The sequence below is a fragment of the Synechococcus sp. GEYO genome (assembly GCF_900473955.1).
Classification (GTDB): Bacteria; Cyanobacteriota; Cyanobacteriia; order PCC-6307; family Cyanobiaceae; genus Synechococcus_C.
The window spans coordinates 1-23254 of record NZ_UCNL01000004.1; the positions used below are offsets into that span (position 1 = coordinate 1).

A 23254-nucleotide genomic window follows, 5' to 3' on the forward strand; every position below is an offset into this window, starting at 1 on the left:
CGCATGTGATGCGAAGAAAGCCACCCTTGAGGGGTGGCTTTTTTTGTGCCCTGGCGCGTTTTGTTGTTTTCAGGTTCAATTCAGCGCTGGTTGTTGTGCGCTGCATTGATCTTCTCGAGATCGATATCGCAAAGTTGTTGTACGACTGCGTGCTCGCCAGGGTCTTGATGTGGATTGCCTTCGCGCAGGCAGAATACAGTGTTCATGCCTGACTGCCAGGCTGCATCGCATTCGCCTGGGTGATCGCTGATAAACAGCACTTGGTTGGATTGAACGCCTAGTTTTCGCGCAATGATTGTGTAGCTCTGATGGGCAACTTTGGGGCCTGTGCGTGTGTCAAACCAGTGGTCAAAGCGATCCGTGAGGTCTCCTTCGCTCGTATGAGCGTAGAGAAGTTTCTGGGCCTGAATGCTGCCAGATGAGTACACGGCAAGCGTGATTTCCTTGCGTTTCCAGTGATCGAGTTGTTTGCATACATCGCTGAATAGGGTTGATTTCAGCTCGCCTGATAAGTAGCCTTGCTTCCAGATTATGCCTTGTAATTCCTTGAGTGCTGTCGACTTTCTGTCTGATTGAATCAGGTGCTGTAAATACTCTTCTACCTCCTTTGTGGATGGAGGCTTTTGAGTGGTTTGGCTCAGCATCGTTTTGCTGGTTGGATCCGAATCAGCCAGCCATTCATTGATAGCTTCATCCACTAATGAATCAATCTCAGCATTGCTTGATCTGGTCATCAATGCTGCATTCAGATTCTTCTGCGCGAAAGGAAACAGCGTCTGGCTGACAAAATCGACGGGGCAGGTTGTTCCTTCGATATCCAGCAGGATGGCCCGAATCATTGTTGGCTCCGCATGAGTGATTGTCTCCAGCTGAGTTCCAAAAGGAATTCGAGGATTTCGGTATGACGACGAGCTTCTTTCAGGTTGTCGCCCCAGGCGTAGAGGCCATGGCCTGAAACCAGCAGCCCATGGGGAGCTTCACTTAATCGTTCGGCAGCTGCTTCGCTCAGTGCCTGTAGATCCTGATTGTTGGCAATGATCGGTACGTTGACACTGGTGTCATGGGTTGTGACTCCCTTCAGTCCCTTCAACATCTCCCAGCCCTCAAGAGTCACCTTGCCTCGCTCCAGCTCCGTTTTCGACAGCAGCGTTCCTGATAGGGAGTGGGTATGCAGCACGGCCTCGGCTCCGCAATAGTCAATGATGCGCAGATGCAGCAGGGTTTCTGCACTCGCTTTGCCTGCTCCTCGGGTGACGTCACCGCTGCTATTCACTTCGATCAGTTCTTCGGGTTGGACTGAACCCTTGTCGACTCCGCTGGGGGCCATCAACAATCGCAGAGGTTCATGCGCCACTACAACGCTGAAATTGCCTCCAGTGCCATCGCACCAACCCCGGCGATGCAGCAGTTTCATCGTGGCTGAGAGTTCTTCAGCAGCCTGAATCAACGCTTTCGCGCCTCCCGCGTTCCATGCTTCTCCGTCCTATCGCACCCGAGATTCAGGATTGGCAGGTGGGGCACCAATGGGTGCTACGGCCGGCAAGTTTCACCCGATCAATGGCAGTGCCACAGTTCAAACACGGTTGCCCGGTGCGTCGATACACCGCGGCTTGTCCTCCGTAATTGCCGTTGACGCCTTCAAGGTCTCGGAAATCGCTGAATGTTGTGCCACCAACGCCGATGCTGATCTCGAGCACATGCACAAGGCTGTCGCACACGTGTTCCAGTTGTTTGCGGTTGAGCCTGCCTGCTGGCGTTTGGGGTGCAATGCCCGCTGCAAACAAGCTTTCGTCGGCATAGATATTGCCTGCGCCTGCCACCAGTGATTGGTCCAGCAGGGCTGCCTTGATCGAGCGTGTTGATCCTTTCAGCTTCTTTTGCAAATAACAGGCATTGAATTCTTCGCTGAAGGGTTCGGGTCCTAGTCGCTTCAATCCGGTGATGACGGATTCGGTGGCTGTTCCTTGCGGAACCCACCACATCTCTCCAAAGCTACGTACGTCGACGAAACGCAGCTCCTGCTCCATGGCATTCCAGAAGCGCGCCCTTGTGTGCTGGCAAGGTTCTGTGGGTTCTTCGTGCCACTGGAACTGGCCGGTCATGCGCAGATGCACTCCCCAGCTGCCACTGGGCTCGCCAGTGCTGGGATCCAAGAGCTGGGCAATCAAATATTTGCCGCGTCGCCGCCACTCGCCAACGGTCTGGCCTACAAGACCACGGCAAAAAGCTGTCGCGCCCCCAGGGCTTGCCACAGCTCTCTCACGGAGGATTTCGGCCTCTTGAATGACAAACGATTGAAGACGATTCGCCAGTCCCCGACGAACCGTCTCAACTTCCGGAAGTTCCGGCAAGAGAGTTAGGCCGGTTCGAGTTCGTCGAGCGCGAAGTTGTTGGTGTTGATGCCACCGTCCGAACCCTGTAGGCCGTTGTAGTTGACCTGTTCGAACCTGACTACGACCGGGTAACGGATGCCGGACGTGTCGATTGAGGCGACCTTGCCCACATCGTTGAACCAGAAGGACTCAGGGCGCTTGATCCGCACCATGTCACCGCGGGAGATCGCCATCGCTTCGTAGCAACTAAAAGCACATTTAGCGTATCTCTAGGTCTTTCCCTGGAGTGCTGTTGCGTCACACAATGTCGCCCTGATCAGCTCTTTGCCAGCCCTGCGCCATGCCAGCATCCAGCCTCTGGACTGCTGCCTGCCTTGCTGCCAACGAACATGGAAACTCCAGTTCTGGAGCTGGATTTGCCAGATCCTGATCAGGACGACATCAGCACGATGGAGTTTCTGGCTCGCTTGGAACAGGCCTGGGCTGTCTGTGACAAGTTCGATCTGCAGACCGAAATTTGGCGTGGAAAGATCCTCAAGGCCGTTCGTGACCGCGAAAAGAGGGGTGGAGAAGGACGTGGCGCCGGATTCCTGCAGTGGCTCAGGGAGCGGGAGATCAGCAAAACCCGGGCCTACGGCTTGATCCAGCTTGCGGAGTCGGCGCAGGAGATGCTGGGTGAGGGGGTGCTCGAGGAGACCAGCGTCAATCAGTTCTCCAAGCGCGCCTTCATGGAAACCGCACAGGCGGCTCCGGAGGTGCAGCTGATGATCTCTGAAGCTGCCAATGAAGGGCAGGAGATCACCCGCAAGCAGGTTCGACGGCTCACGGACGAGTTCATGGCGGCCACCAGTCCTCTGCTGCCAGAGGAAATTCGGCAACGCACCCAGGAGAATCTGCTGCCCCCCAAAGTGGTTGCGCCGCTGGTGCGTGAGCTGGCCAAGCTGCCGGAGCCACAGCAGGATGATTTGCGCAAGGTGCTGCGCGATGAGCCCGAGCTTGACCGCATCAAGGATGTGACCCACACCGCGCGCTGGATCACCAAGGCGACAGAATCCAGTGTCGCCGTCCGTGCCTTTCAGCAGGGTGAGCTTGATCTGGAGAAGGCCATGCAGGAAGCCCAGAGGCTGGATGCGCTCGGATTGCTGGCTGATGCAGTCGGTCAGGCTCAGTCCCTGGAGTCGGCAGTGCTCAAGCTGCACACGTCCTGGCGACGACTGGGTGGTTTGCAGGAACGGCTTTGGGTGGAAAGTGGGAGCAGCACTCCGTATCTCCGGGATGTGCTCTCGGCGCTGCAGAGTCTCAGCGGCGCGACGCTTCGGGTGTCTTTAGGTGAGTTGGCCGGGGGTAAGCGGGTGCGACTCCAGCTGGTTGAGGAATCACCGGATCAGCTGGATCCTCCTCCGCTCCCCTAGATCTGGGGCTCGATAGGCTGGGCACACCATCTGTGGAGTGCTTTGGACCTGCTGCTGGATGCGCTCAAGCGCCATTACGGCTGGTCTGAGTTCCGGCCAGGGCAGCGTCCCGTTGTGGAATGCCTGTTGCAGGGGCAGGACTGCCTGGCGGTGCTGCCGACTGGTGGTGGCAAGTCACTGTGTTTTCAGTTGCCCGCTCTGGTGAGATCAGGTCTCGTCGTGGTGATCTCGCCTTTGGTGGCTCTGATGGAGGATCAGGTTCTCCAGTTGAGACGTCGAGGCATCGCAGCGGCCTGTCTTCATGGAGGAATTGATCCAGTTCAGCGGCGACAGACGCTTTCGCAGCTCAGCGACGGATCCTTGCGGCTGTTGTATCTCGCTCCGGAGCGTCTTCAGGGTGAAGCCACCCGTTCTGTTCTGCAGGAGCACGCCGCTACAGGACAGCTGGTGGCGCTCGCTGTCGATGAGGCTCACTGCATCAGCGCTTGGGGCCATGACTTCCGCCCTGATTACCGCCGGCTGGGTGAGCTGCGAGCCCTTTGCCCAGGGGTTCCTCTGGTGGCTCTCAGTGCTACGGCAGCCCCTCGGGTCAGAGCAGATATTCTTCGCCTTCTGCATCTCAGGCGGCCTCTGATCCAGGTCGGATCGGCCCGACGTCACAACCTCCACTACGCCATGCGCCGCCGGGTTGGTGATCCTTTGCAGGATGTGGTTGATGCATTGGAGGAAGCCCGTGGCGCTTGTTTGATTTACGCCCGCACCCGTGTTTCGGTGGAGCGTTGGACAGAGCGACTCTGTGCCAACGGGATTCAGGCCATCGCCTATCACGCCGGTCTTGAACCTGAAGTTCGACATCGAGCGCTGGAGCATTTCCTGGGAGCGCAGGATCCTGTGTTGGTGGCCACGGTGGCATTTGGTATGGGGGTGGACCGGTCGGACGTCGGTCTGGTTTTGCATCTGGATCTCCCAAGCACGCCGGAGGGCTATCTGCAGGAGTCAGGTCGTGCAGGGCGTGATGGCAAGCCAGCACACTGCCTGGTGCTGTTCTCGCCGAGAGATCGAACCAGTCTGGGATGGGCGATGCAGAGCGCTCTGCGCCGGTCATCCGCCAGCGATGCTGCCGAAGAATCGCGTCGAATTGAACTGGCGCAGCAGCAGTTGCGCCGTATGGAGGCTGTGGCAGAGGGAGAAACCTGCAGAGAACAAGCTCTGCTGCTGTCCGTCGGTGAATTAGTTCCTCCCTGTGGCCGCTGTGACCGCTGTCTTTCCAGTACCTCAAGTCAGGATTGGTCTGACCAGGCCACGGCTGTTTTGGAGTTGCTGGCGGAGGTTCACGGCACAGATTCCCGCAGACTCAGTGAACGACTTAATGCTGAAGAAGGTCGTTCGGCGCACTGGGGATGGCTGACGCGGCGGCTGGTTCAGGAGGAGTTGATCCATGAAACCGATGACGGCAGCCAGCGTCTGTATCTAAAGGAAAGTGGCCGTCGCTTTTTGCGTCAGCCCTGGCCTTTGCACTACGCCGCTTAAGCCGCGTTCAACCCTTTGCTGCCATACAGCGATCCTTCACGAGAGCCTTCTCGAATTCCGATTGGGGTGCAATCCAGTTTTTCCACTTCCCGTTGGCGCCAGTGGCATTGATTTTTTTGGCGGAGCAGTTCACCGCCACATAGAGCGACTGACCATCGCTGTTCAGTGTCGGAGCTACTTCACTCCCACCCATCGACTGCCAGTTTCCCCAGTCGACTTGAAGGGGGCCATAGTTCCGCCAAGAGGCTGGCTTCGGCTGCACGCTTGTTGTTGTTGCTTGGGTCGCCTTGGCAGTGGTGACAGGTTTGACAACTTTGGGCTTCACCGCACTGGGTTTCACAGTCGTTGGTTTGACAGCCGCCGGTTTGGCGGCAGACGTCTTGATGCTTTCGGTCTTGGGTTGGACTTGTGCTGGCTCCTGCTGATCAGGCTGGCTTTCGGTCAGCAATGGTTGTTGCTCAACAGGTGTTGTCGCCTTGGGTGTGGCTGTTGATGTGTTGCTGGTGCTTTCGGTGGAGCGCAGCATCAGCTGGGTTCCGATATTGACCTGATTAGGGTTTTCAATCGCATTGATGCTCACCAACGATGTGAGAGGGATGTCGTAGGCCTTAGCGATCTGGCTGAGAGTTTGGCCGCGGGCCACGGTGTGGGAGATGGCATTGGGTTTGGCCTGAATCGGCACCGGCTTGGCCGTGGGTTTGGGCTTGGCCTGAGGAAGCACCGCGTTGCTGGGAAGCTTCAGGGTCTGACCGATCTCAACATGGTCAGCACTCGAGAGTCCGTTCAGGGCCATTAACTGGCGTTCACCAACTCTGTATTGCGCCGCAATCCCGCTGAGGGTGTCACCGGACTGCACGTTGTGACGCCCCTTGCCTGCTGAAACGCTCCCAGGCAGCCGCAGTGTCTGGCCGGCCTCCACATGGTCCGAGTTCCTGATCCCGTTGAGGCGCATCAGGCTGTTGATCGATACGCCGTAGCGAGCCGCAATATCCGAAAGGGTCTCCCCTGACTGAACCGTCACGTTGGCGGCATGACCGGCGAGTGGTGTCAGAGCCATCGCGGCAAGGACGGTCAGGAGAGTGCGGCGCATGCGTGAGCGTTGGCTGGGCGAAAGATAAGGTGCCTCCCGTTCAGCGCCAGTGCTGTTCTGAACTTGTTGTCGCGTCCTTCAGCTCAAGAGACGACGGAATGTTTCTGGCTTGAGGGTGTAAGGCGGATAGCGCTGGGGCAGATCCAGCCAGAATGGACGCCTCAGAACCGAGCGCTCGTGGGAAAAGGTTCTGAATCCCGCTTCGCCGTGATGGGCTCCCATCCCGCTGGCGCCCACGCCACCAAAGGGCAGATCGGGGACGCCACATTGCATCAACACGTCGTTGAAACACACACCACCGGAATGGGTGCTGTTTAGGACGAGTTCCTGATCACGATCGTTGCCGCCAAATAAATAGAGCGCGAGTGGTTTGTCCTGCTTCTGGATTCTCTGAATGGCTTCATTCAGGTCGTTGATCTCCAGCACAGGCAGCAGCGGTCCAAACAGTTCGTCGGCCATCAGCGGATCTTTTTCGTCTTGAACGGCGATCAATGTCGGTGCAATCCGGCGTCTGATCGGGTCGCACTCACCTCCGAGCAGCACGCGACCATCATCTTTCGCTTCCTGCAACAAAGCCTCCAGTCGGCCGTAATGACGGTCGTGAATCAGACACGCCAGAGATTCGGATTCGAGTGGATCGCTGCCGTAAAGCTTCAGTCTTTCCTCAGCGATGGCATGCAGCAGAGGTGTACGCAGATCGGATTGGACAAGCAGATGATCCGGTGCGATGCAGGCCTGCCCAGCATTGAATCCCTTCCCCCAGACCAGTCTGCGTGCTGTGATGGACAGATCGGCCCCAGGCAGCACGATCGCAGGGTTTTTGCCGCCGAGTTCCAGGGTTACGGGCGTGAGGTTGGCGGCGGCTCCCTCCAGCACCTTGGCTCCGATCTGCCCGCCGCCGGTGAAAAAGATGTGATCGAAGCGTTGCCGAACCAATTGAGCGGCAACAGCTCCATCACCATTGACGACCTGAACCACATGATCTGGGAAGTGCTCTGGCACCAGCCTCTCGATCAGTTCGGCTGTTGCTGGGGCATGTTCGGAAGGTTTGATCACGGCGGTGTTGCCGGCTGCAAGAGCGCTGACTAACGGCCATAACGTGAGACTGAACGGCAGATTCCAGGGGCCGATCAGCAGCACGCATCCGAGTGGTTCGCGGATCAGCTCGGCCCGGCCGGGCTGCTGCACAAGCGGCACACGGACTCGGCGTGGACGCATCCAGGTACGAAGACGCCGTTCCGCGAGTTTGAGTTCCTGAAGCAGGGTCACAACCTCAGCCATCCCTTCAAGATCGGGTTTGGCAAGGTCATGGCGAAGGGCCTCGAGAATCTCTGGCTCGTGTTGTGTCACGAGCTCACGTAGGCGCTGAAGCTGTTCACGACGCCAAGCTTCCGGCCTGGTGAGTCCCTCCAATACAGGTTGTCGCAGCCGGTCCAGGTCGGTTTCGCTAAAGGGGTATGCAGCGTTGGCCTGGACCATGACGAGAAGAGCGTTCTGTCTGTGCAGGGCATGCTCGCAGTTTTGTGAGCTCAACCGTTGATGAGGGGATGACGCAGAACACGATCGCCATTACACCGTGATCAGAGGCAACGGCCTGATGAGTCAGCAGCAGCCGTGGTGGAACGGCGCCGTCATCTATCAGTTGATCGTGCGCAGTTACCGCGATGGCAACGGTGATGGGATTGGAGACCTGCAGGGCCTGTCCAGCCGGCTTCCTTATTTGCGTTGGCTTGGGGTGGAAGCCATCTGGCTCACGCCCATCTACCCCTCACCGCTGGATGACGGCGGGTATGACATCACCGACTTCAAGGCGATCCATCCCGATCTGGGCGATCTCGCCGCGTTTCATCGTTTCCTAACGGCCGCACATGCGCAGGGGCTGAAGGTGGTGATGGATCTGGTGATGAATCACACCAGCACCCTTCATCCCTGGTTTCAGCGCGCTCGATGGGCAGCCAAGGGCAGCCCTGAGCGCGAGATCTACGTGTGGAGTGATGACCCGCATCGTTATTCCGACGCCCCAGTGCTCTTCCGCCATTTCGAGTCGTCGAACTGGGAATGGGATGAGGTGGCAGGTCAGTACTTCCTCCACCGTTTCCTTCGCCATCAGCCCGATCTCAACTACGCCAATCCATTTGTCCAGGAGGCGATGTTGGATGTGGTGGATTTCTGGATTGATCGTGGTGTCGACGGTTTCCGCCTGGATGCCGTGCCTTTCCTGTGTGAGGAGGAGGGATCACGCTGTGAGGGGCTTCCGGAAACCCACGCTTTTTTACAGCGACTTCGCCAGCGGGTGGATTCTCATGGCAAGGATGTTTTGTTGCTGGGTGAAGCGATCCAGCCCGTTGAAGAAATTGCGCCTTACTTATTGCAGGATGAGCTCCACGGTGCCTACAACTTTGCGCTGACCGCTCACCTCTTTGCTGCGATCGCCAGCGGCAGTGTGGAAAATCTGCGCAATTGTCTGGAGAAGGCACAGCAAGTTGTCAGTGGCTGCCGCTGGGCATTGCCTCTGCGTAACCACGATGAGTTGTGGTTGGGTGATGGTCACCTGATCCCGGAGGAGGTGATCCAGACCATCCGTGCCGGACTGCATCAAGGACAGGGACATTGGCTCAACTGGGGCATTAATCGTCGCCTGGCGCCATTGCTCAATGGCGATCCGGGTTCCAACCGCGTTCTTCACGCCCTGCTGTACAGCCTGCCGGGGATGCCTTGCCTCTATTACGGCGATGAGCTCGGTATGGGCGATTGGCCGGGATTGCGTGACCGCGATCCCAATCGCACCCCGATGGCCTGGACTCCCGCGCGTAACGGGGGCTTCTCCACCGCACCTGATCCGCTGTTGGTGCTGCCGCCGATCACAGCTCCCGGCTACGACTACCGCGTGGTGAATGTTGAAGTGCAGAAGCAGCTGCCTGGTTCACTGCTGAACTGGCACCGGCGCATGCTCACCTGCCGGCGACTCTTGCCGGCGCTGCGACATGGCAATTTCGAGCTGTTGAAATGTACTCACCCAGGTGTGATCAGCTACGTGCGCTGCGACGGCAGCATGACGGTGTTGGTGGCGGCCAACCTCTCAGCAGCAGGGGCTTCTCTGCACCTTGACCTCAGCCGTTGGAGCGGTGTGCGTACGCGTGAGGTGTTCTGGGGTTGTGAATATCCCCCAGCTTCAGAGCATTGGTTTGTCTACTTGCCGGCCCATGGATTCAGCTGGTGGCTGATCGGTGAAGTGGAGGACGTGAACGCTGATCAATCAACGCTGAGCAATGAAATCTGATCAGTGACTCAGTTCAAGAGGTGCGCTGTTGCCATGGCCGCACTGCTCAAGCATTTGATTCACCACAGGAGCAAACCGTTGCGCTTCGTCGCGGTCAACCATGGCCAGCCGCGTCCGCCGGGCCAGCACGTCCGTGATGCTTCTCGCCTTTTCGGTCTCAATGGCATGCCGCAGCTCTCCGCTGCAGATGGGCATCACCGGGCTGAGAGGTTCACGCTCTGCTGTTGACCAGCTGTTGACCAGGGCTTCCGCATTGAGGCCATGACTGCTTTCAAGATGTTCGATCTGTTCCGCTTGCTGCGGCGATTTCGGCAACAGATCCTGGAGGGTTGAGCGTTGTGCAATCAGACGGTTTGGGGTTTGCATGGGATCGCGGTCTGAGCCGATGAGAGGCAGTTCCTTGGCCGGTGGCAGTGACTGTCCCAATTGCTTCGCGACGGCCGTGAGGGTGTCGAGAGCCATGGGACGACAGGTGGTCCATTTTCCGCCCATCACGCTCACCAGCCCGCTGGGCATCGTCTCCACCTCGTGCTCTCGCACAACACGGCTGCTGTTCATGTCGGCATCGGCTGGCTTGAGCAGGGGTCTTCCTCCAGCCCAGCAACTACCGATCTCAATGCTTTTAAGGCCTGGGAACCATCGCTTCACGTAGTCGAGGAGATAGCTCTGCTCCTGATCGGAGGGCACAGCTGCCTGCGGATGGCTGCAGGGCGTGTCGGTTGTTCCGATCAGTGTGCTCCCGAAGAAGGGCAGCATGAACAGCACCCGGCCGTCATCGGTGGAGGGCAGCAGCAGGCCGATGCGTTGCGGACAGAGACGCTGCTTCAGCACCAGGTGCACTCCACGACTGGTCAGCATGCGTTCCTGGCACTCGGGTTCGGCCATGCGCCTCAGCGCATCGGCATGAATGCCGGTGGCGTTGACCACCACGCGGGCTTGCCAGCGCTCTCTCTGGCCATCGGCGTTTTCGCTGATAGCTGCGCACAGCTTCCCGTGGCTGTCTTTCTCCAGCTCCACCACCGGCGTCCGCGTGCGCACGACCGCCCCGTGTTGCTCGGCGCTGAGTGCCATCAGCAGGTTCAGCCTGGCATCGTCAAACTGCCCATCGCTGTAGGCAACCCCTCCGCTGACATCGCTGCGCAGCTCGGGCAGCGCTTGGTGCAACAGCGTCCGAGACAGCAGCCGGCTACTGCCGATCCCTGCACGGCCTGAGAGGGCGTCGTACATGCCGAGCCCGAGGCGGTAATACAGCTGGCCGATGAGCCCATCTGTGGGCAGAGCTAGTTCAAGGCGATGGGCAAGAAACGGCGCCTGTTTCAGCCAATGACCGCGTTCCAGCAACGCTTCTCTGACCAGTCGAAGCTGAGCGGCGTCGGCGGTTTTGAACGCCAGTTCGAGATAGCGAACACCTCCGTGTAAGAGCTTGGTGCTGCGCGAACTTGTGCCGCCACCAAGGTCATGGCCTTCGAGCAGGGCCACCTTCAGCCCCCGGCAGACCGCTTCGTAGGCCACGCAGGCTCCACTGGCCCCGCCGCCAATTACCAGAAGGTCGAAGCAGTTGTCAGGCATGCCAGCGCAAGCTCCTTGAGATGGCGTCGCTCCATTGCTTCATCCAACACTGGCGTTGTTCAGCACTCAGCGAGGGTTCAAACACGTCGGCCTGCTCACCCCGGAGGGATTCCAGATCCTTCAGGTTGTTGATGAGTCCTGCTTGAACTCCAGCCAACAGTGCGACACCACGGGCGGTGCTTTGCAGGTAAGCCGGACGTCGCACCCTCAGTCCCGTGCTGTCGGCCTGGGCCTGCAGCAGTGGATCCGATGCGGCTGCACCACCATCCACGGCCAGCTCCCCGAGTCCATGGCCGATGGACTGCTCCGCAAGCTGCACCAGTCCCGCCACCGAGAGTGCGATGCCATCAAGGGCAGCACGAGCGATCTGGCCGCGACCAGTGTCGCGGGTCAATCCGATCAAAAGGCCCCTAGCGCCAGGATCCCAATGCGGTGTTCCCCAGCCTGTGAAGGCAGGAACAAGCATCACTCCACCTGCATCGGCAACGCTGAGGGCTAACTGGTTGATTTCTGCCGCTGTCTCGATGATTCCCAGTCCATCCCGCAGCCACTGCACCACCGTGCCGGCGTTGAACAAGCTGCCCTCAAGGCAGTAGGTGGGCTGCCCCTGGTCGTCGGTCCAGCCGAGAGTGCTCAGCAACCCAGCATCACTGCGTTGAATGCTGCTGCCTGTATTCACCACCAGAAAGGCACCTGTGCCGTAGGTGCATTTGGCTTCGCCTGGTTGAAGGCACAACTGGCCGAGTGTGGCGGCTTGTTGGTCGCCTAGCAGGGCATGGATTGGCACTCCTGCAAAGGGGAGTCCTGATGCGATGGTTCCAAAGTCGCCACGACAGGGCACCAGCTCCGGCAATGCACTCAATGGCAGCCCGGTCTGCTCGCAGAACGCATCCACCCACTCACGTTGTTTCAGGTCCATCAGCAGGGTGCGGCTGGCATTGCTCATGTCGGAGCAGTGCCGCTTTTGTCCGTTGAGGTTCCACAGCAACCAGCTCTCCACCGTGCCGAAGCAGAGATCATCATTCGCGGCAGCACTGGATGCGCTCGCCTCATGCCGCATCAGCCAGCGAATCTTGCTGGCGCTGAAGTAGGGATCGAGGAGCAGGCCGGTGCGAGCTCGCCATTCCTGCTCAAGGCCTTCTTCTTTCCACTGTTGACAGATATCGGAGGTGCGGCCGTCCTGCCAGACCAAGGCGGGGCCGCAGGGCTGCCCATCGCTGCGTCGCCACAGGATCGTGGTTTCCCTCTGATTGGTGACTCCGCAGGCCACCACAGCGTCCCTCTGTTCTTGGCTGATGGCCTTCTCCAAGCGCTCCATCGCCAGGCGCTGGCTCTCCCAGATGTCCCTGGGGTTCTGTTCCACCCATCCGTCAGCTGGATAGCTGATGGCTAAGGGAGCGCTGGCACTGGCAACAGGGAATCCACGCGGGTCAAAGAGAGCGGCGCGTGAGCTGCTGGTGCCCTGATCCAGTGCAAGAAGGAGGGGCGTTGCTGCCATAGCCGAGACTTTTTTTAGTGCTAGCGGCACTGGTCGGCTGTCGCCACTCGATGTTGAGGTCTTATTGCCAAGCCGGGTTGTTCTTTGGCACGTTTCGATCCATCGACCGCGAGCTTGCCAGCTGCGCTCGGGAGCTGAGGCAACTCTGACCTAGAGGAAACGTTCTCAGAGGCAATCCATCCTTGATTGCCTCTGGACACAACACCCGGTGCCTGGGTGTTGAGTGAAGCCCTTGTCGAGACTTGAACTCGAGACCTCTCCCTTACCAAGGGAGTGCTCTACCGCTGAGCTACAAGGGCTTGTGGTGGATGGGCCGGGTTGGATTTGAACCAACGTAGGCAGAGCCAGCGGATTTACAGTCCGCCCCCATTAACCACTCGGGCACCGACCCGAACCACTCGAAGAACTTACCAGTCGGCCTGGCGATCCTTTCAGCGATCTGTGCCTCTCGTTGGTTCTCGATACGATCGAGTTTCAAAGGAATTCTCGTAAGGCCATGCGCCTGCTGCTCCTCAACGGCCCCAATCTCAACCTGCTGGGGCAACGAGAGCCTGGTCTCTATGGACGACAGACGCTCGAACAGATTGAGCAAGCTTTGAAACAGCGTGCGACGGCAGCAGGCGTGCAGCTGGACTGTTTTCAAAGCAATTTTGAAGGTGCGCTGGTAGAGCGCGTCCATCAGGCCATGGGTGAGGTGAACGGGATTCTTGTGAATGCAGGCGCCTACACCCACACGTCGATCGCCTTGCGTGACGCTTTGCTGGGAGTGGCCATTCCCTACGTGGAGCTTCATCTCAGCAACACGCATGCCCGCGAGCCCTTCCGCCATCACTCATTTCTGGCCGATCGCGCGGTTGGTGTGGTGAGTGGTTTCGGGCCTTTCAGCTATGACCTGGCCTTCGATGGTCTGGTGAATCACCTGCGTCAAGTTGCCGTATGACCATCACCTCGTCGGTGACGAGCATCCGCTGGCTTGCAGCGCCCACCAGTCGTCGCTGGGTTGAGCAGGCCATTGCCAGGCCAATGGAAGTGCTGATCGACCATGCCCATTGCGAACGCAAAGCGGCTGGGGCGGCAGTGCAGCTGATGTTCCGCTATTTGTGCGAACCAGGCCTGGGCGAGGCCCTCAGTCCGCTGGCGCGGGAAGAGCTCGAACACTTTGAACGGGTGTTGAAGCTGCTCAAGGACCGGGGGCGCTATCTGGAGCCGCTGCGCTCTCCCGGTTATGGGGCATGGCTGGCCAAGCAGGTGCGCCGGGCAGAGCCCGAGCGCATGCTCGATTCTTTTTTGGTTGCCGGGTTGATCGAGGCCAGAAGTCATGAGCGCATGGCACTCCTGGCTGAGCACAGTCCGGATCCAGACCTGCGCTTGCTCTATGGCGACCTGCTGAAGAGCGAAGCCCGCCATTTCGGTCTCTACTGGGTGCTATCTGCAGACCGATATCCGAGGGACAAGATTGTGCCTCGGCTTCAAGAGCTGGCCGCGGCTGAGGTGGATGCGCTACGCGGGGAGCTCTCTGCACCGGAGGCTGTGCGCATGCATTCAGTGGGAGTTGATGCCTGATCAGCCATGACCTGTCGATCTCTGGATGGAGGCGAGGCTTTTTCAGTTGGTCGAGCGTGGCGCCAGGGCCAGACTCGGAAAGTTCGCAATCAGAGTCCAAAAGAAGTCTGAAGAGACGCGCCATGGACTCTGGGTCACTTCTAGAATTGACCCAGTCAATTTGCGATGTCGATGCCTGACCCTGTGATCGCTGTTGCTGATTCGTTGCAGGCCCTGCGGAATGGCACCACCGACGAACAATGGGATGGTCTCAAGTCCAACCCCCTGGTCCGTGATCTGATCGGGCGTTGTGCCGACCTGGAGGCCGCGATGCTGCTCGATGATCAGACATTGGCGGCCGAGCTACCCACCACTCGGATCGCATCGTTGAAATCTGCTGTCGACGCGCGTCTGTTGCTGGCGGCCTGAGTGTCTAAGACGGTCGGAGGCGGGGGTAGCGCTCGGAGATTGGGTCTCCGGTGAATTCTGCGACCCAGCCGTTTGGATTGTTGAAAAACCTGAGTGTGCAGAAATAGGGCGTTTCGCCCATGTCAAACCAGTGAGGTGTTCCTGCAGGAACACTGATCCAGTCGTTTGTTTCACAGAGCACCTGCACAACTTCATCGCCGATATGCAGGCAGAACAGACCGCAACCTTCCACAAAGAACCGCACTTCGTCCTCTGCGTGGACGTGCTCTTTCAGAAACTTTCGGCGCAGGGAGATGCGATCTGGATGATCAGGAAGCACCCTGATGGCATCAACGCTCGGGTAATGCCATCGAGCCTGCGTTCGTGCGATTTCGCTTTTGTAGTTCTCCAGGATCTGTTGAGGTGAGGCGTTGTCATCCGGCCGATAGTGTGCCGGCCAGCGTTCGAAGCCAATGCCCCGTTCCTTCAGCACATCCTGGATCCGCCTGCCTTCCTGGGTTTTCAGCAGGATGGTGTTGGACCGTGCCGAATACAGCGTCAGTTCGCTCATGGGCCCGAAGCAATCCTGAAGCAGTGCATCAAGGCTCCTTCCACCCTGTTCAGCATGCTGGATGGCTGGTTGGCTTGCATTGCCGTTGTCCATCACGTCCGAGTGTCCCCAAGATCAGCTGGTGTTAGTGGGCGTCGGTCCCGGGGATCCCGAGCTGCTCACCGTGGCTGCAGTTCGAGCTTTGGAAGCTGCTGATGTCGTTGCCCATCCCATCGCGCATGAGGGGGCTGAAGGTATGGCACTGGCGATTGCATCCCGCTGGATTCGGCCTGATCAGCGTTGTCTGCCTCTGTTGTTCCCCATGGTGACTGAATCTCAGCCACGAATCGCAGCCTGGAGGCAGGCGGCTGATGTGTTGGCTGCAGAGGTCAGATCCGGCAACCGGGTGGTGCTGCTGTGCGAGGGGGACGTCTCACTGTTCGCGACCGGAAGCTATGTGCAACTGGCTCTGCGGCGCCATCACCCTGATGTGCCGTTCGTCTTGATCCCAGGTATCACGTCGGTGAGTGCTGCAGCGGCAGCAGCGGCCAAAGATTCTTTCGATGTCCCTTTGGCGTTTCAGCAGGAGGGCTTGCTCATTCGTCCCTGCCCGGAAACGCATGCCGAGTTGATCGCCTTGCTGCAGAGTGCTCGCAAGACCTCCACGGTGCTGGGTTTGATCAAGCTGGGGCAGCGCTGGTCTTGGGTGCGAGCGGCTCTGGAGCAGGAACAGCTGCTCGATCGTGCCCTCTTTGCGCAACGGGTTGGTTGGCCAGATCAGTGGGTGGCATCGGCTCAGGCGGTGCCCGACGATGTGAGGCCTTACTTCTCAATGCTGCTGATCCGTCAGCAATGGCCTGAGGTATTGCCTTGATCGCCGCATTGCAACCGCTGACACCCCTGCAATGGCTGGCGCTGGTGCATCCGGTGCTGATCATTCTGTTTGTGTATCCGGTGATCGGCGCCACGATCCGCCTTGGAATTCTGGCCAGGGAGCGGCGTCTAGAGATCAACCCCATCGCTCCAACTGTGCCTGTTGAACATGTTGATCACGGCCGTTGGGCAACGGCTGGTCTGCTCGTGGCTGTGCTGTTTGCTTTGAGTCACGACTTGGCTGCCGCTGGCGCCGGTTTCAGCAGCTGGGCGGTGGTCATCCTTCAGGCGTGCGGCGTTGTGCTGTCGTTTGTGGCCCTCCTTCGCACCCGACGACTGGCCCTGAGGCTGCTGTTCTCCTGGAGCTGTTGGCTGTTTCTGCTGCTGATCATGATCCAGCCTTTGCTGGTGAGTGAGCGTGCGCTGGTTGCTCCTGCCGTCTGGCAGTCCCACACCTGGGGCGGACTGTTGCTGCTCGCTTTTCTGCTGCTGACCATGGCCTGTCAGCGAGAGATTGCCGGGCGCCTTTGGATGCGCCGTCTGCATGTGTCTCTCAATGTTCTCGTGGCCCTTTTGCTGGCGACTCAGGCCATCACGGGGACCCGTGATCTCTGGCTTGGTTGAGTGTCACTGCGGCGGGGTCTGTGGCATCAGACAGCGGTGGAACGGGCGTCGTGACGGCAGGATGATCAGACGGCTGATCAGGGCAATCAATGCTCGCCACTCAGGCGGAGCCTGACGTTCCGGCCAGCAGCCTGGCCGGCAGAACAACCAAAGGATGAGCTGTTGTCGAGTCTGGTCGCTGAGTTCTTGCCAGCGAAGCGCCAGTCGATTGCCTTGAGTGCGTTCCCAAATGACCGGCAGTGGCGACAAGTCGGCTGTCCAGCGAAGCTGCGTGATCTTCAGCTCGGCTGGCAATGGAGTGGCCAGCTCCAGCTCAGCGCCGCTTTCGCTGAGCGCCGTGATTCGACAGGGTCGCCGCTGCCCGTCGCTGTCTTCCAGCTCTGCTGGCAAGCAAGCGGCCTGCCATGGGGCCGGGTCGCGTGCGGGTGGATCCCAGCAGGCGCGCAGTGCAATCCAGAGGCTGAGCAGGTTGATCACCGCCCAGGTCAGGCCAAGCGGCCGCGAGTCGAGCATCTCGCTGTCCATTGGTGTTGTGGTCACCAGACCCAATAGGTTGACGAGGTTCAGCAGCAGCAGTGCCAGCAGGGGGATCACCAGAACGAGGCTGAAGCTGCCCCGATTGCGTTTCTGGTGTTTTGGTGTCACACGAAAACCACCGATGTGTCCCATCAGATTGGTGAACACCGTCAGCGTCAGTGGCACCGTCAGCACCCAGCCGGTGAGTTCGCTCAACAAGGCTGTGCGAGAGCCGCGGTTGATCCAGCCGATGCTGAGCAGAAGTGAGGCCCAGAGAGGCAACAGCAGCCGGAGAGCTTCACTGTTGCTGATCAGAATGGGAACAGTGCCAAGTAGGCCGTAGCTGAGTGGCATCAGCATCAGCACCAGCCGGGGCATGTTGTTGAACCAGTGCACAACGCCTTCGAGGTAGGCCATTCGTTCCCCGAAACGAAGCTCGCCTGGGCCCAGTGGTCCATCGCTCAGTCGCAGGCTTTGCAGTGTTCCATTGGCCCAGCGCTGGCGCTGACGCACAAAGTCGGCCATGGTTTCCGCTGCAAGGCCAGCACTGAGCTTCTGTTGGAGATACAGCAGTTTCCAGCCCTTGCGCCGTAGCCGTAGCCCCGTCACGAAATCCTCTGAGATCGCCTGTTCCTTGAATCCTCCGACTGAATTAATGGCGCTGCGTCGAGCCAGAAAAGCAGTGCCGGCGCAAACCACTGCTCCCCAGCCATCGCGGACGGGTTCGATCCATCGATAGAAGCTTTCTTCGTCGGGCAATAACCAACGCTCCATGCCCAGGTTCCGCATCACTGGATCGGCATTGATGAAGGTCTGCGGGGTCTGAAGCAGCCCAACCGATGGGTCCTGGAGAAAGCCGATGCAGCACTCGAGAAAGTCTCTCTGCGGAATGAAGTCAGCGTCGAACACCGCCAGCAGCTCTCCGCTGCAGTGCTGAAGTCCGTCATTGAGATTGCCGGCTTTGGCGTGGATTCGAGTCGGTCGATGGCGGTAATGGCACCCGTGCCGAAGGGCTAGTTCTCTGACTTCGTCTCGGCCGCTGTCATCCAGTACCCACACGCAATGGTTCGGATAGTTCTGATGACAACAAGCGATCAGGCTGCGTTCCAGCACCTCAAGGGGTTCGCCGTAGGTGGGCACGAGAATGTCGACCATCGGCCGCCAGTCGCTGCTCTGCCATTGTTTTTTCAGTTGGTCGATCGTGCTTCGACGGTCGGGGAAGCGACGCCAGGCCAGCCATAGCGGCAACAAGCCCGACAGCAGCAGCCAGGCTTCCGCTGTCAACAACAACAGGCTCAACCCTGTGCTCAGGTGCGTGCTCAGGTTGAGGCTGCTGGTGATTCGCCAGTGCAGATACCTGGCCGTTAGCAGGCTGATCAGCACAATCAGGCTGCGTCGCTTCCAGATGGGGCTCTGCTGCTCAGGCTGTTGCCTCAACCAAAGGGGCCACGCCAGCAGCATCAGTGGCAGCCAGTTCAAGCCAACTGCTCCTGTTGCTGTTGAAGCAGTGTCAGTGCCTGATCAGGGGTGGGTGCACGCATCAATTTCTGGCGGAACTGTGATGCACCGGTGAATCCTGTGCAGGTCCAGCTCATGTGTTTCCGCGCGATCAGCAAGCCGTGATCTCCCCGCGAGTCAACGAGGGCCTGCAGGTGTTCAGAGGCCAGCATCAGGCGTTCCCGCGGACCTGGAGTGGGGGGAATGGCGCGACCGGTCAGCGCCGCATCGATCTGCCCCACCAGCCAGGGCGCTCCCATGGTGCCTCTCCCCACCATCACCCCATCGGCACCGGTCTTTTCGAGGCAGCGCAAGGCGGCGTCAGGGTTGTTGACATCGCCATTGGCGATCACCGGAATGCTGAGTGACTGCTTGACCGATGCAATCGCTTCCCAATCCGCGGATCCGCTGAAGCGTTGTTCCCGTGTCCGACCGTGCACGGTCAGCAGCGTGGCGCCCGCACCCTCCAGCTGTTTGCACCAGGCCACTGCCGCGTGATGGGAGCCTTCGATTTGTGCTTGATTGCACCATCCCAGGCGTGTCTTCACCGTGACAGGAACGCCGACGGCTGAAGCCACAGAATCCACGATTCGGCAGGCCAGATCGGGATCGCGGATCAGGCCGCTGCCGCCACCTTTGCGGGCGATTTTTCTCACGGGACAGCCCATGTTGATGTCGATCAAGAAGGCACCTGCGTCTTCAGCCCGTCGGGCTGCATCGGCCATTGCCTCGGGTCTGTGATCAAACAGTTGGACGCCGATGGGGCCCGTTTCTTCGCTCAGCTCATCGACTTTGCCTCTGCCGTGGCCGAGCTCAAGACTCGTGGCGTTCACCATTTCCGTGAACAGAAGAGCATCCGGCGCCCAGCGTCTGACGAGAGCGCGAAAAATTTTGTCGCTGACTCCTGCAAGCGGAGACTGCAGCACGTTGCAGCGCAGAACGCGTTCAACGCTGCTTCCCTTCAGCCGCAGACCCCTCACCATCGGGATTGGATTCAGTTCATACATCCTCGCTAACTGCAGGTTTCAAGCGGTTTCAGGATGCGGACTCATCCAGTCCGAGCCCGGCACGGGTGTGCTGATGCCGGTCTTGCTGCTGTAGCTGAAGCACACCCTGCCTTGCGCATCCCAGGGAGGGCGTGTCGTGTCATCCCTTCCCCCTCAGCGGCTGTCGATGACAGCATGCGGCGATGTCCTCACAATCCTGGAGCCTGAGCCGGGCCCTACTCATGGCGATCCTTGAAGATCGGCTCAGCGACCGATTCGTGGCGTCGCTGGTCTGGGAGCGATTGGGCTATCTCCCCCCTGAGAATGGTGCGGGGTCATGGCTGGCAGGCCCTGCGACGCCCGCCGCCTGGAGAGAGGCCTTCCCGGAAGCTCCGCAGGTGATTGCTGTGCGGCCCGCTTCGGTGCGTCTGACCCGGTCGATTCCCAAGGAATCCAAACAGCTGCTGAAGCAACAGCTGCAGTTCGGCGGCTATCGAATTCATGAGCTCTATCCAAGGCGCACTCGCCGCGCCACGGCGGTGAACTGGTTACTCGCCTGGTTGGTCTCAGCTGGTGAGCTGCTGCCAGAGGAAGGAGCTCTGCCGCCTCTGCTCGATGCACCGGCGGATCCGGTGCGGGGGCACCCCGGAGATCCGCCGGTGCAATGAGCCTCACACCTGAATGACCACCTTGGTGCCCTTGAGCGTGTTTTCAAACAGCCAGCGGGCCTGATGCGTGGGCATGCGGACACAGCCATGACTGCGGGGAACGCCGAAGGCCTGGCCGGCGTCTTCCTGCCAGGGAGCTCCGTGCATGCAGATCATTTCGTTTGCGGTGATGCACATCGCATAGGGCACCCCGGGTGCGACATAACCACGGCCGCGCATGGTGACGGAGCGATATTTGGTCAGCACCTTTGCTTCTCCAGTGGGAGTTGGCGTGGATGCCTTGCCGGTGCTCACGGGGATGACCCGCACAATTTCTTGGTTCTGGTCGTAGACGGTGAGCTGTTGATCTGAGAGGTCCACCACCAGGGTGGCGATCAGTTCGAGCATGATGGTGTGACAGCAGGTTCACTGACCTATCGCTAGCTGTCTCATTCGAGTCTTACTGGTCTCGCTCGGAAAGAATTCCCATTCCTGTTGGCGAAATGAAAAGTTGAGCGGCTTCCCTTTCGGGTCCTGATCTCGCAGACAGGTGCCTCTGTACTGTCAAGACTGTTCTTGCTGTGGACCTTCTTGGCGCGTCCCGTCGTCGCGATTATCGGGCGCCCCAACGTTGGTAAATCCACGCTGGTCAATCGTCTCTGCCGAAGTCGAGAGGCGATCGTCCACGATCAGCCGGGTGTGACGCGTGATCGCACCTATCAAGATGGCTATTGGGGAGATCGCGAATTCAAGGTGGTCGACACCGGTGGGTTGGTGTTCGATGACGACAGTGAGTTTCTGCCTGAAATCCGTGAGCAGGCTGCGCTGGCTCTCGAGGAGGCCAGTGTTGCTGTGGTGATTGTTGATGGTCAGCAGGGCCTCACGGCATCGGATGAGGCCATCGCGGAGTTCCTGCGCGGTCAGCGTTGTCCAACGCTGCTCGCGGTGAACAAGTGCGAGTCACCTGATCAGGGTCTGGCCATGGCTGCGGAGTTCTGGAGTCTTGGACTCGGAGAGCCCTACCCCATTTCCGCAATTCATGGTGCAGGCACTGCAGAAGTCCTGGATCGGGTGCTCACATTCCTGCCTCCGAAAGATCAAGAGGGTGATCAGGAAGAGCCGATACAAATGGCCATCATTGGTCGTCCCAACGTCGGTAAATCAAGCCTTCTGAATGCCATTTGCGGTGAACAGAGGGCCATTGTGAGCCCGATTCGAGGCACCACGCGCGACACGATCGACACCAGCATCGTGCGTGAAAACCGTCCTTGGCGCCTGGTGGACACCGCTGGGATCCGCCGGCGTCGCAGTGTTAATTACGGGCCTGAATTCTTTGGAATCAACCGCAGTTTCAAGGCGATTGAGCGCAGTGATGTGTGCGTGCTGGTGATCGATGCATTGGACGGTGTGACCGAGCAGGATCAACGCCTTGCAGGTCGCATCGAAGAAGACGGTCGGGCCTGCGTGGTTGTTGTCAATAAATGGGATGCCGTGGAGAAGGACAGCCACACCATGACGGCCATGGAGAAGGAGCTGCGTTCCAAGCTTTATTTCCTCGACTGGGCCCAGATGCTGTTCACCTCAGCACTCACCGGCCAGCGTGTTGACAGCATTTTTGCTCTGGCTGTTCTGGCGGTGGAGCAGCACCGTCGTCGTGTCAGCACTTCCGTGGTTAACGAAGTGCTGAAGGAAGCCCTCAGCTGGCGGAGCCCGCCGACAACAAGAGGCGGACGTCAGGGCCGGCTGTACTACGGCACCCAGGTGGCGACCAGGCCCCCGAGTTTCACCCTTTTCGTAAATGACCCCAAGCTGTTCGGTGACACTTATCGGCGTTATGTCGAGCGTCAGATCCGGGAAGGGCTCGGATTTGATGGCACTCCCTTGAAGCTGTTCTGGCGTGGGAAGCAGCAGCGCGACGCTGAAAAGGATCTGGCCAGGCAGCAGAACCATCAGGGCTGAGCAGCATGGATTGGCTGAGGCAGATTCCGATCGGGCAGTACGTGGATGGTGCCGGTGGTTGGCTGCGCCAGCTGGATCCCCGCCTGAAGCTGTTGTGGGTTCTGGTGTTTCTCCTCACGCCTGTACTGGCAGGCCCCCTGTGGCGCGTGGCGCTCGTGCTGGCCCTGCTGTTGATCACGTTGGTGAGTGGATTGCCGGCGCGGCTGTGGTGGCGCTCGTTGCTGTTGGTCAGTGTTCTCGGCTGTGCGGTCGGGCTGCTGGCCATGTTGCTGCCCACCGGTGATCCTGGAGCCAGCATGAGCCTGCGTTCGCCGGCGGAGATTCCAGGCCTCACACTGACCTCACCCTCCTGGGAGTTGATTCGTCTGGGGCCTCTGCAGTTGGGATCTCTGCAACTGGGCCCACTTGTGGTAGATCGCCGCTCGGCTGAATTGGGGTTGAACAGCGCCACCTTGATCGTGACCGTTGTCCACAGCGTGAATCTGATGTTGCTGTCGACCCCCAGTGAGGAGTTGATGTGGTCCTTGAGTTGGTGGTTGGCTCCCCTGGCTTGGCTTGGAGTTCCGATTGATCGACTGAGCTTTCAGTTGCTTCTGGCTCTTCGCTTTCTGCCGTTGGTTCAGGAAGAACTCCAGAACCTGTTGCGCTCGCTCGCTAGTCGTGCCGTGAACCTGCGCCAGCTTGGTTTTAAAGCTTCCTTCGGGTTGGTGCTTTCAGTGGGAGAGCGCCTTCTGGCCAACATCCTGCTGCGTGCAGAACAAGGTGCTGAAGCGTTGCTTGCGCGAGGTGGAACCTGGTTGCCTGCAGATGCGTTTCGTCCAGAGCAGGCTTCGAAGGGTGCTCTCCCAAGCATTCTCAACGGGGTTGCTGCTGTGGGGCTTGTCACTGTTCTTGTTCTGCGCGGAAGGTACGGTGCTCTCTGATCCCCGTTTTCAGGTCT

At 59.3% G+C, this 23254-nt stretch carries 23 protein-coding genes and 2 tRNA genes; 11 read left to right on the forward strand and 14 right to left on the reverse strand.

Annotated elements, in window-relative coordinates; all coding sequences use genetic code 11:
- Positions 1-80: 80 nt before the first annotated feature.
- Genes mtnC through DXY37_RS02305 form a run of 4 tightly spaced genes read right to left on the reverse strand, consistent with a single transcriptional unit; the run spans position 81 to position 2566 of the window.
- Positions 81-839: an acireductone synthase gene (gene mtnC, locus DXY37_RS02290; RefSeq protein WP_115125190.1), complete on the reverse strand. Its 759-nt coding sequence runs from the start codon at positions 837-839 to the stop codon at positions 81-83.
- Complete coding sequence (gene mtnB / locus DXY37_RS02295; protein WP_256377358.1) at positions 836-1447, reverse strand: methylthioribulose 1-phosphate dehydratase; 612 nt, start codon at positions 1445-1447, stop codon at positions 836-838. Before mtnB ends, mtnC begins: the two co-directional genes overlap by 4 nt.
- A gap of 52 nt (positions 1448-1499) precedes the next feature.
- Positions 1500-2351 carry a DNA-formamidopyrimidine glycosylase gene (locus DXY37_RS02300; RefSeq protein ID WP_115125191.1) on the reverse strand — a complete coding sequence of 284 codons (852 nt, stop codon included), beginning with the start codon at positions 2349-2351 and terminating at the stop codon, positions 1500-1502.
- Positions 2352-2356: 5 nt separating this feature from the next.
- Positions 2357-2566 carry a photosystem I reaction center subunit IV gene (locus DXY37_RS02305; protein WP_066912053.1) on the reverse strand — a complete coding sequence of 70 codons (210 nt, stop codon included), beginning with the start codon at positions 2564-2566 and terminating at the stop codon, positions 2357-2359.
- Positions 2567-2722: 156 nt separating this feature from the next.
- On the opposite strand from DXY37_RS02305, the gene DXY37_RS02310 reads away from it, so the two are divergent.
- Positions 2723-3745, forward strand: a complete 1023-nt coding sequence (locus DXY37_RS02310) for a hypothetical protein (protein ID WP_067093881.1) — start codon at positions 2723-2725, stop codon at positions 3743-3745.
- A gap of 42 nt (positions 3746-3787) precedes the next feature.
- Positions 3788-5275 carry an ATP-dependent DNA helicase RecQ gene (locus tag DXY37_RS02315; RefSeq protein WP_115125192.1) on the forward strand — a complete coding sequence of 496 codons (1488 nt, stop codon included), beginning with the start codon at positions 3788-3790 and terminating at the stop codon, positions 5273-5275.
- Positions 5276-5282: 7 nt separating this feature from the next.
- On the opposite strand, the gene DXY37_RS02320 is transcribed toward DXY37_RS02315, so the two are convergent.
- Positions 5283-6365 (reverse strand): LysM peptidoglycan-binding domain-containing protein, encoded by a 1083-nt coding sequence (locus DXY37_RS02320; protein ID WP_115125193.1) that lies wholly within the window; start codon positions 6363-6365, stop codon positions 5283-5285.
- Between the two features lie 78 nt (positions 6366-6443).
- Positions 6444-7844, reverse strand: coding sequence for an aldehyde dehydrogenase family protein (locus DXY37_RS02325; RefSeq protein ID WP_115125360.1), 1401 nt, complete (start codon positions 7842-7844; stop codon positions 6444-6446).
- A gap of 118 nt (positions 7845-7962) precedes the next feature.
- On the opposite strand from DXY37_RS02325, the gene DXY37_RS02330 reads away from it, so the two are divergent.
- Complete coding sequence (locus DXY37_RS02330; protein ID WP_115125361.1) at positions 7963-9645, forward strand: alpha-amylase family protein; 1683 nt, start codon at positions 7963-7965, stop codon at positions 9643-9645.
- Here DXY37_RS02330 and DXY37_RS02335 read toward each other — a convergent pair whose 3' ends face one another.
- The 4 genes from DXY37_RS02335 to DXY37_RS02350 all read right to left on the reverse strand — a co-directional run bounded on the left by DXY37_RS02335 (position 9646) and on the right by DXY37_RS02350 (position 13103).
- Positions 9646-11214, reverse strand: a complete 1569-nt coding sequence (locus tag DXY37_RS02335; protein ID WP_115125194.1) for a glycerol-3-phosphate dehydrogenase/oxidase — start codon at positions 11212-11214, stop codon at positions 9646-9648.
- Positions 11207-12712 (reverse strand): glycerol kinase GlpK, encoded by a 1506-nt coding sequence (glpK, locus tag DXY37_RS02340; RefSeq protein ID WP_115125195.1) that lies wholly within the window; start codon positions 12710-12712, stop codon positions 11207-11209. Before glpK ends, DXY37_RS02335 begins: the two co-directional genes overlap by 8 nt.
- 227 nt (positions 12713-12939) lie before the next feature.
- A tRNA-Thr gene (locus DXY37_RS02345) sits at positions 12940-13011 on the reverse strand.
- A 10-nt stretch (positions 13012-13021) separates the two neighbouring features.
- A tRNA-Tyr gene (locus tag DXY37_RS02350) sits at positions 13022-13103 on the reverse strand.
- A gap of 105 nt (positions 13104-13208) precedes the next feature.
- On the opposite strand from DXY37_RS02350, the gene aroQ reads away from it, so the two are divergent.
- The 3 genes from aroQ (at position 13209) to DXY37_RS02365 (ending at position 14683) form a co-directional block, all read left to right on the forward strand.
- On the forward strand, positions 13209-13652 hold the full coding sequence (gene aroQ / locus DXY37_RS02355; RefSeq protein ID WP_115125196.1) for a type II 3-dehydroquinate dehydratase: 444 nt from the start codon (positions 13209-13211) through the stop codon (positions 13650-13652).
- Positions 13649-14275: a tRNA-(ms[2]io[6]A)-hydroxylase gene (locus tag DXY37_RS02360; RefSeq protein WP_115125197.1), complete on the forward strand. Its 627-nt coding sequence runs from the start codon at positions 13649-13651 to the stop codon at positions 14273-14275. The genes aroQ and DXY37_RS02360 overlap by 4 nt, the downstream gene beginning before the upstream one ends.
- 165 nt (positions 14276-14440) lie before the next feature.
- Positions 14441-14683: a hypothetical protein gene (locus tag DXY37_RS02365; RefSeq protein WP_244276795.1), complete on the forward strand. Its 243-nt coding sequence runs from the start codon at positions 14441-14443 to the stop codon at positions 14681-14683.
- 4 nt (positions 14684-14687) lie between these two features.
- Here the strand turns inward: DXY37_RS02365 and DXY37_RS02370 are convergent, their stop codons facing one another.
- Positions 14688-15233 (reverse strand): acireductone dioxygenase, encoded by a 546-nt coding sequence (locus DXY37_RS02370; RefSeq protein ID WP_115125198.1) that lies wholly within the window; start codon positions 15231-15233, stop codon positions 14688-14690.
- A 61-nt stretch (positions 15234-15294) separates the two neighbouring features.
- Here DXY37_RS02370 and cobI point away from each other — a divergent pair, with 61 nt between their 5' ends.
- Positions 15295-16086 (forward strand): precorrin-2 C(20)-methyltransferase, encoded by a 792-nt coding sequence (cobI, locus tag DXY37_RS02375; protein ID WP_115125199.1) that lies wholly within the window; start codon positions 15295-15297, stop codon positions 16084-16086.
- The gene (locus DXY37_RS02380) at positions 16077-16709 is read left to right on the forward strand and encodes a DUF4079 family protein (RefSeq protein ID WP_371637809.1); all 633 of its coding nucleotides are present in this window, start codon (positions 16077-16079) and stop codon (positions 16707-16709) included. Before cobI ends, DXY37_RS02380 begins: the two co-directional genes overlap by 10 nt.
- A 3-nt stretch (positions 16710-16712) precedes the next feature.
- On the opposite strand, the gene DXY37_RS02385 is transcribed toward DXY37_RS02380, so the two are convergent.
- Positions 16713-18704 carry a glycosyltransferase family 2 protein gene (locus tag DXY37_RS02385; protein WP_115125200.1) on the reverse strand — a complete coding sequence of 664 codons (1992 nt, stop codon included), beginning with the start codon at positions 18702-18704 and terminating at the stop codon, positions 16713-16715.
- The gene (gene dusB / locus DXY37_RS02390) at positions 18701-19705 is read right to left on the reverse strand and encodes a tRNA dihydrouridine synthase DusB (RefSeq protein WP_115125364.1); all 1005 of its coding nucleotides are present in this window, start codon (positions 19703-19705) and stop codon (positions 18701-18703) included. The genes DXY37_RS02385 and dusB overlap by 4 nt, the downstream gene beginning before the upstream one ends.
- A 206-nt stretch (positions 19706-19911) precedes the next feature.
- Here dusB and DXY37_RS02395 point away from each other — a divergent pair, with 206 nt between their 5' ends.
- Entirely contained in the window at positions 19912-20376 is a 465-nt protein-coding gene (locus tag DXY37_RS02395) for a DUF1823 family protein (RefSeq protein ID WP_115125201.1), read from the forward strand.
- A gap of 3 nt (positions 20377-20379) precedes the next feature.
- Here the strand turns inward: DXY37_RS02395 and DXY37_RS02400 are convergent, their stop codons facing one another.
- Positions 20380-20763: a L,D-transpeptidase gene (locus DXY37_RS02400; RefSeq protein WP_115125202.1), complete on the reverse strand. Its 384-nt coding sequence runs from the start codon at positions 20761-20763 to the stop codon at positions 20380-20382.
- Between the two features lie 183 nt (positions 20764-20946).
- On the opposite strand from DXY37_RS02400, the gene der reads away from it, so the two are divergent.
- Both der and DXY37_RS02410 read left to right on the forward strand, forming a co-directional pair.
- Positions 20947-22314: a ribosome biogenesis GTPase Der gene (gene der / locus DXY37_RS02405; RefSeq protein ID WP_115125365.1), complete on the forward strand. Its 1368-nt coding sequence runs from the start codon at positions 20947-20949 to the stop codon at positions 22312-22314.
- A 5-nt stretch (positions 22315-22319) separates the two neighbouring features.
- Positions 22320-23237 (forward strand): energy-coupling factor transporter transmembrane protein EcfT, encoded by a 918-nt coding sequence (locus DXY37_RS02410; RefSeq protein WP_115125203.1) that lies wholly within the window; start codon positions 22320-22322, stop codon positions 23235-23237.
- Positions 23238-23254: the final 17 nt, after the last annotated feature.

What these genes read in the sequence shown, in the direction of transcription:
- mtnC (WP_115125190.1), bottom strand. Translation starts at nt 839, where the DNA reads ATGATTCGGGCCATCCTGCTGGATATCGAAGGAACAACCTGCCCCGTC.
- glpK (WP_115125195.1), bottom strand. Translation starts at nt 12,712, where the DNA reads ATGGCAGCAACGCCCCTCCTTCTTGCACTGGATCAGGGCACCAGCAGC.
- DXY37_RS02305 (WP_066912053.1), bottom strand. Translation starts at nt 2,566, where the DNA reads ATGGCGATCTCCCGCGGTGACATGGTGCGGATCAAGCGCCCTGAGTCC.
- DXY37_RS02330 (WP_115125361.1), top strand. Translation starts at nt 7,963, where the DNA reads ATGAGTCAGCAGCAGCCGTGGTGGAACGGCGCCGTCATCTATCAGTTG.
- cobI (WP_115125199.1), top strand. Translation starts at nt 15,295, where the DNA reads ATGGCTGGTTGGCTTGCATTGCCGTTGTCCATCACGTCCGAGTGTCCC.
- DXY37_RS02365 (WP_244276795.1), top strand. Translation starts at nt 14,441, where the DNA reads ATGTCGATGCCTGACCCTGTGATCGCTGTTGCTGATTCGTTGCAGGCC.
- DXY37_RS02310 (WP_067093881.1), top strand. Translation starts at nt 2,723, where the DNA reads ATGGAAACTCCAGTTCTGGAGCTGGATTTGCCAGATCCTGATCAGGAC.
- DXY37_RS02410 (WP_115125203.1), top strand. Translation starts at nt 22,320, where the DNA reads ATGGATTGGCTGAGGCAGATTCCGATCGGGCAGTACGTGGATGGTGCC.
- DXY37_RS02325 (WP_115125360.1), bottom strand. Translation starts at nt 7,844, where the DNA reads ATGGTCCAGGCCAACGCTGCATACCCCTTTAGCGAAACCGACCTGGAC.
- DXY37_RS02335 (WP_115125194.1), bottom strand. Translation starts at nt 11,214, where the DNA reads ATGCCTGACAACTGCTTCGACCTTCTGGTAATTGGCGGCGGGGCCAGT.
- DXY37_RS02400 (WP_115125202.1), bottom strand. Translation starts at nt 20,763, where the DNA reads ATGCTCGAACTGATCGCCACCCTGGTGGTGGACCTCTCAGATCAACAG.
- aroQ (WP_115125196.1), top strand. Translation starts at nt 13,209, where the DNA reads ATGCGCCTGCTGCTCCTCAACGGCCCCAATCTCAACCTGCTGGGGCAA.
- DXY37_RS02370 (WP_115125198.1), bottom strand. Translation starts at nt 15,233, where the DNA reads ATGAGCGAACTGACGCTGTATTCGGCACGGTCCAACACCATCCTGCTG.
- DXY37_RS02395 (WP_115125201.1), top strand. Translation starts at nt 19,912, where the DNA reads ATGTCCTCACAATCCTGGAGCCTGAGCCGGGCCCTACTCATGGCGATC.
- dusB (WP_115125364.1), bottom strand. Translation starts at nt 19,705, where the DNA reads ATGGTGAGGGGTCTGCGGCTGAAGGGAAGCAGCGTTGAACGCGTTCTG.
- DXY37_RS02320 (WP_115125193.1), bottom strand. Translation starts at nt 6,365, where the DNA reads ATGCGCCGCACTCTCCTGACCGTCCTTGCCGCGATGGCTCTGACACCA.
- DXY37_RS02360 (WP_115125197.1), top strand. Translation starts at nt 13,649, where the DNA reads ATGACCATCACCTCGTCGGTGACGAGCATCCGCTGGCTTGCAGCGCCC.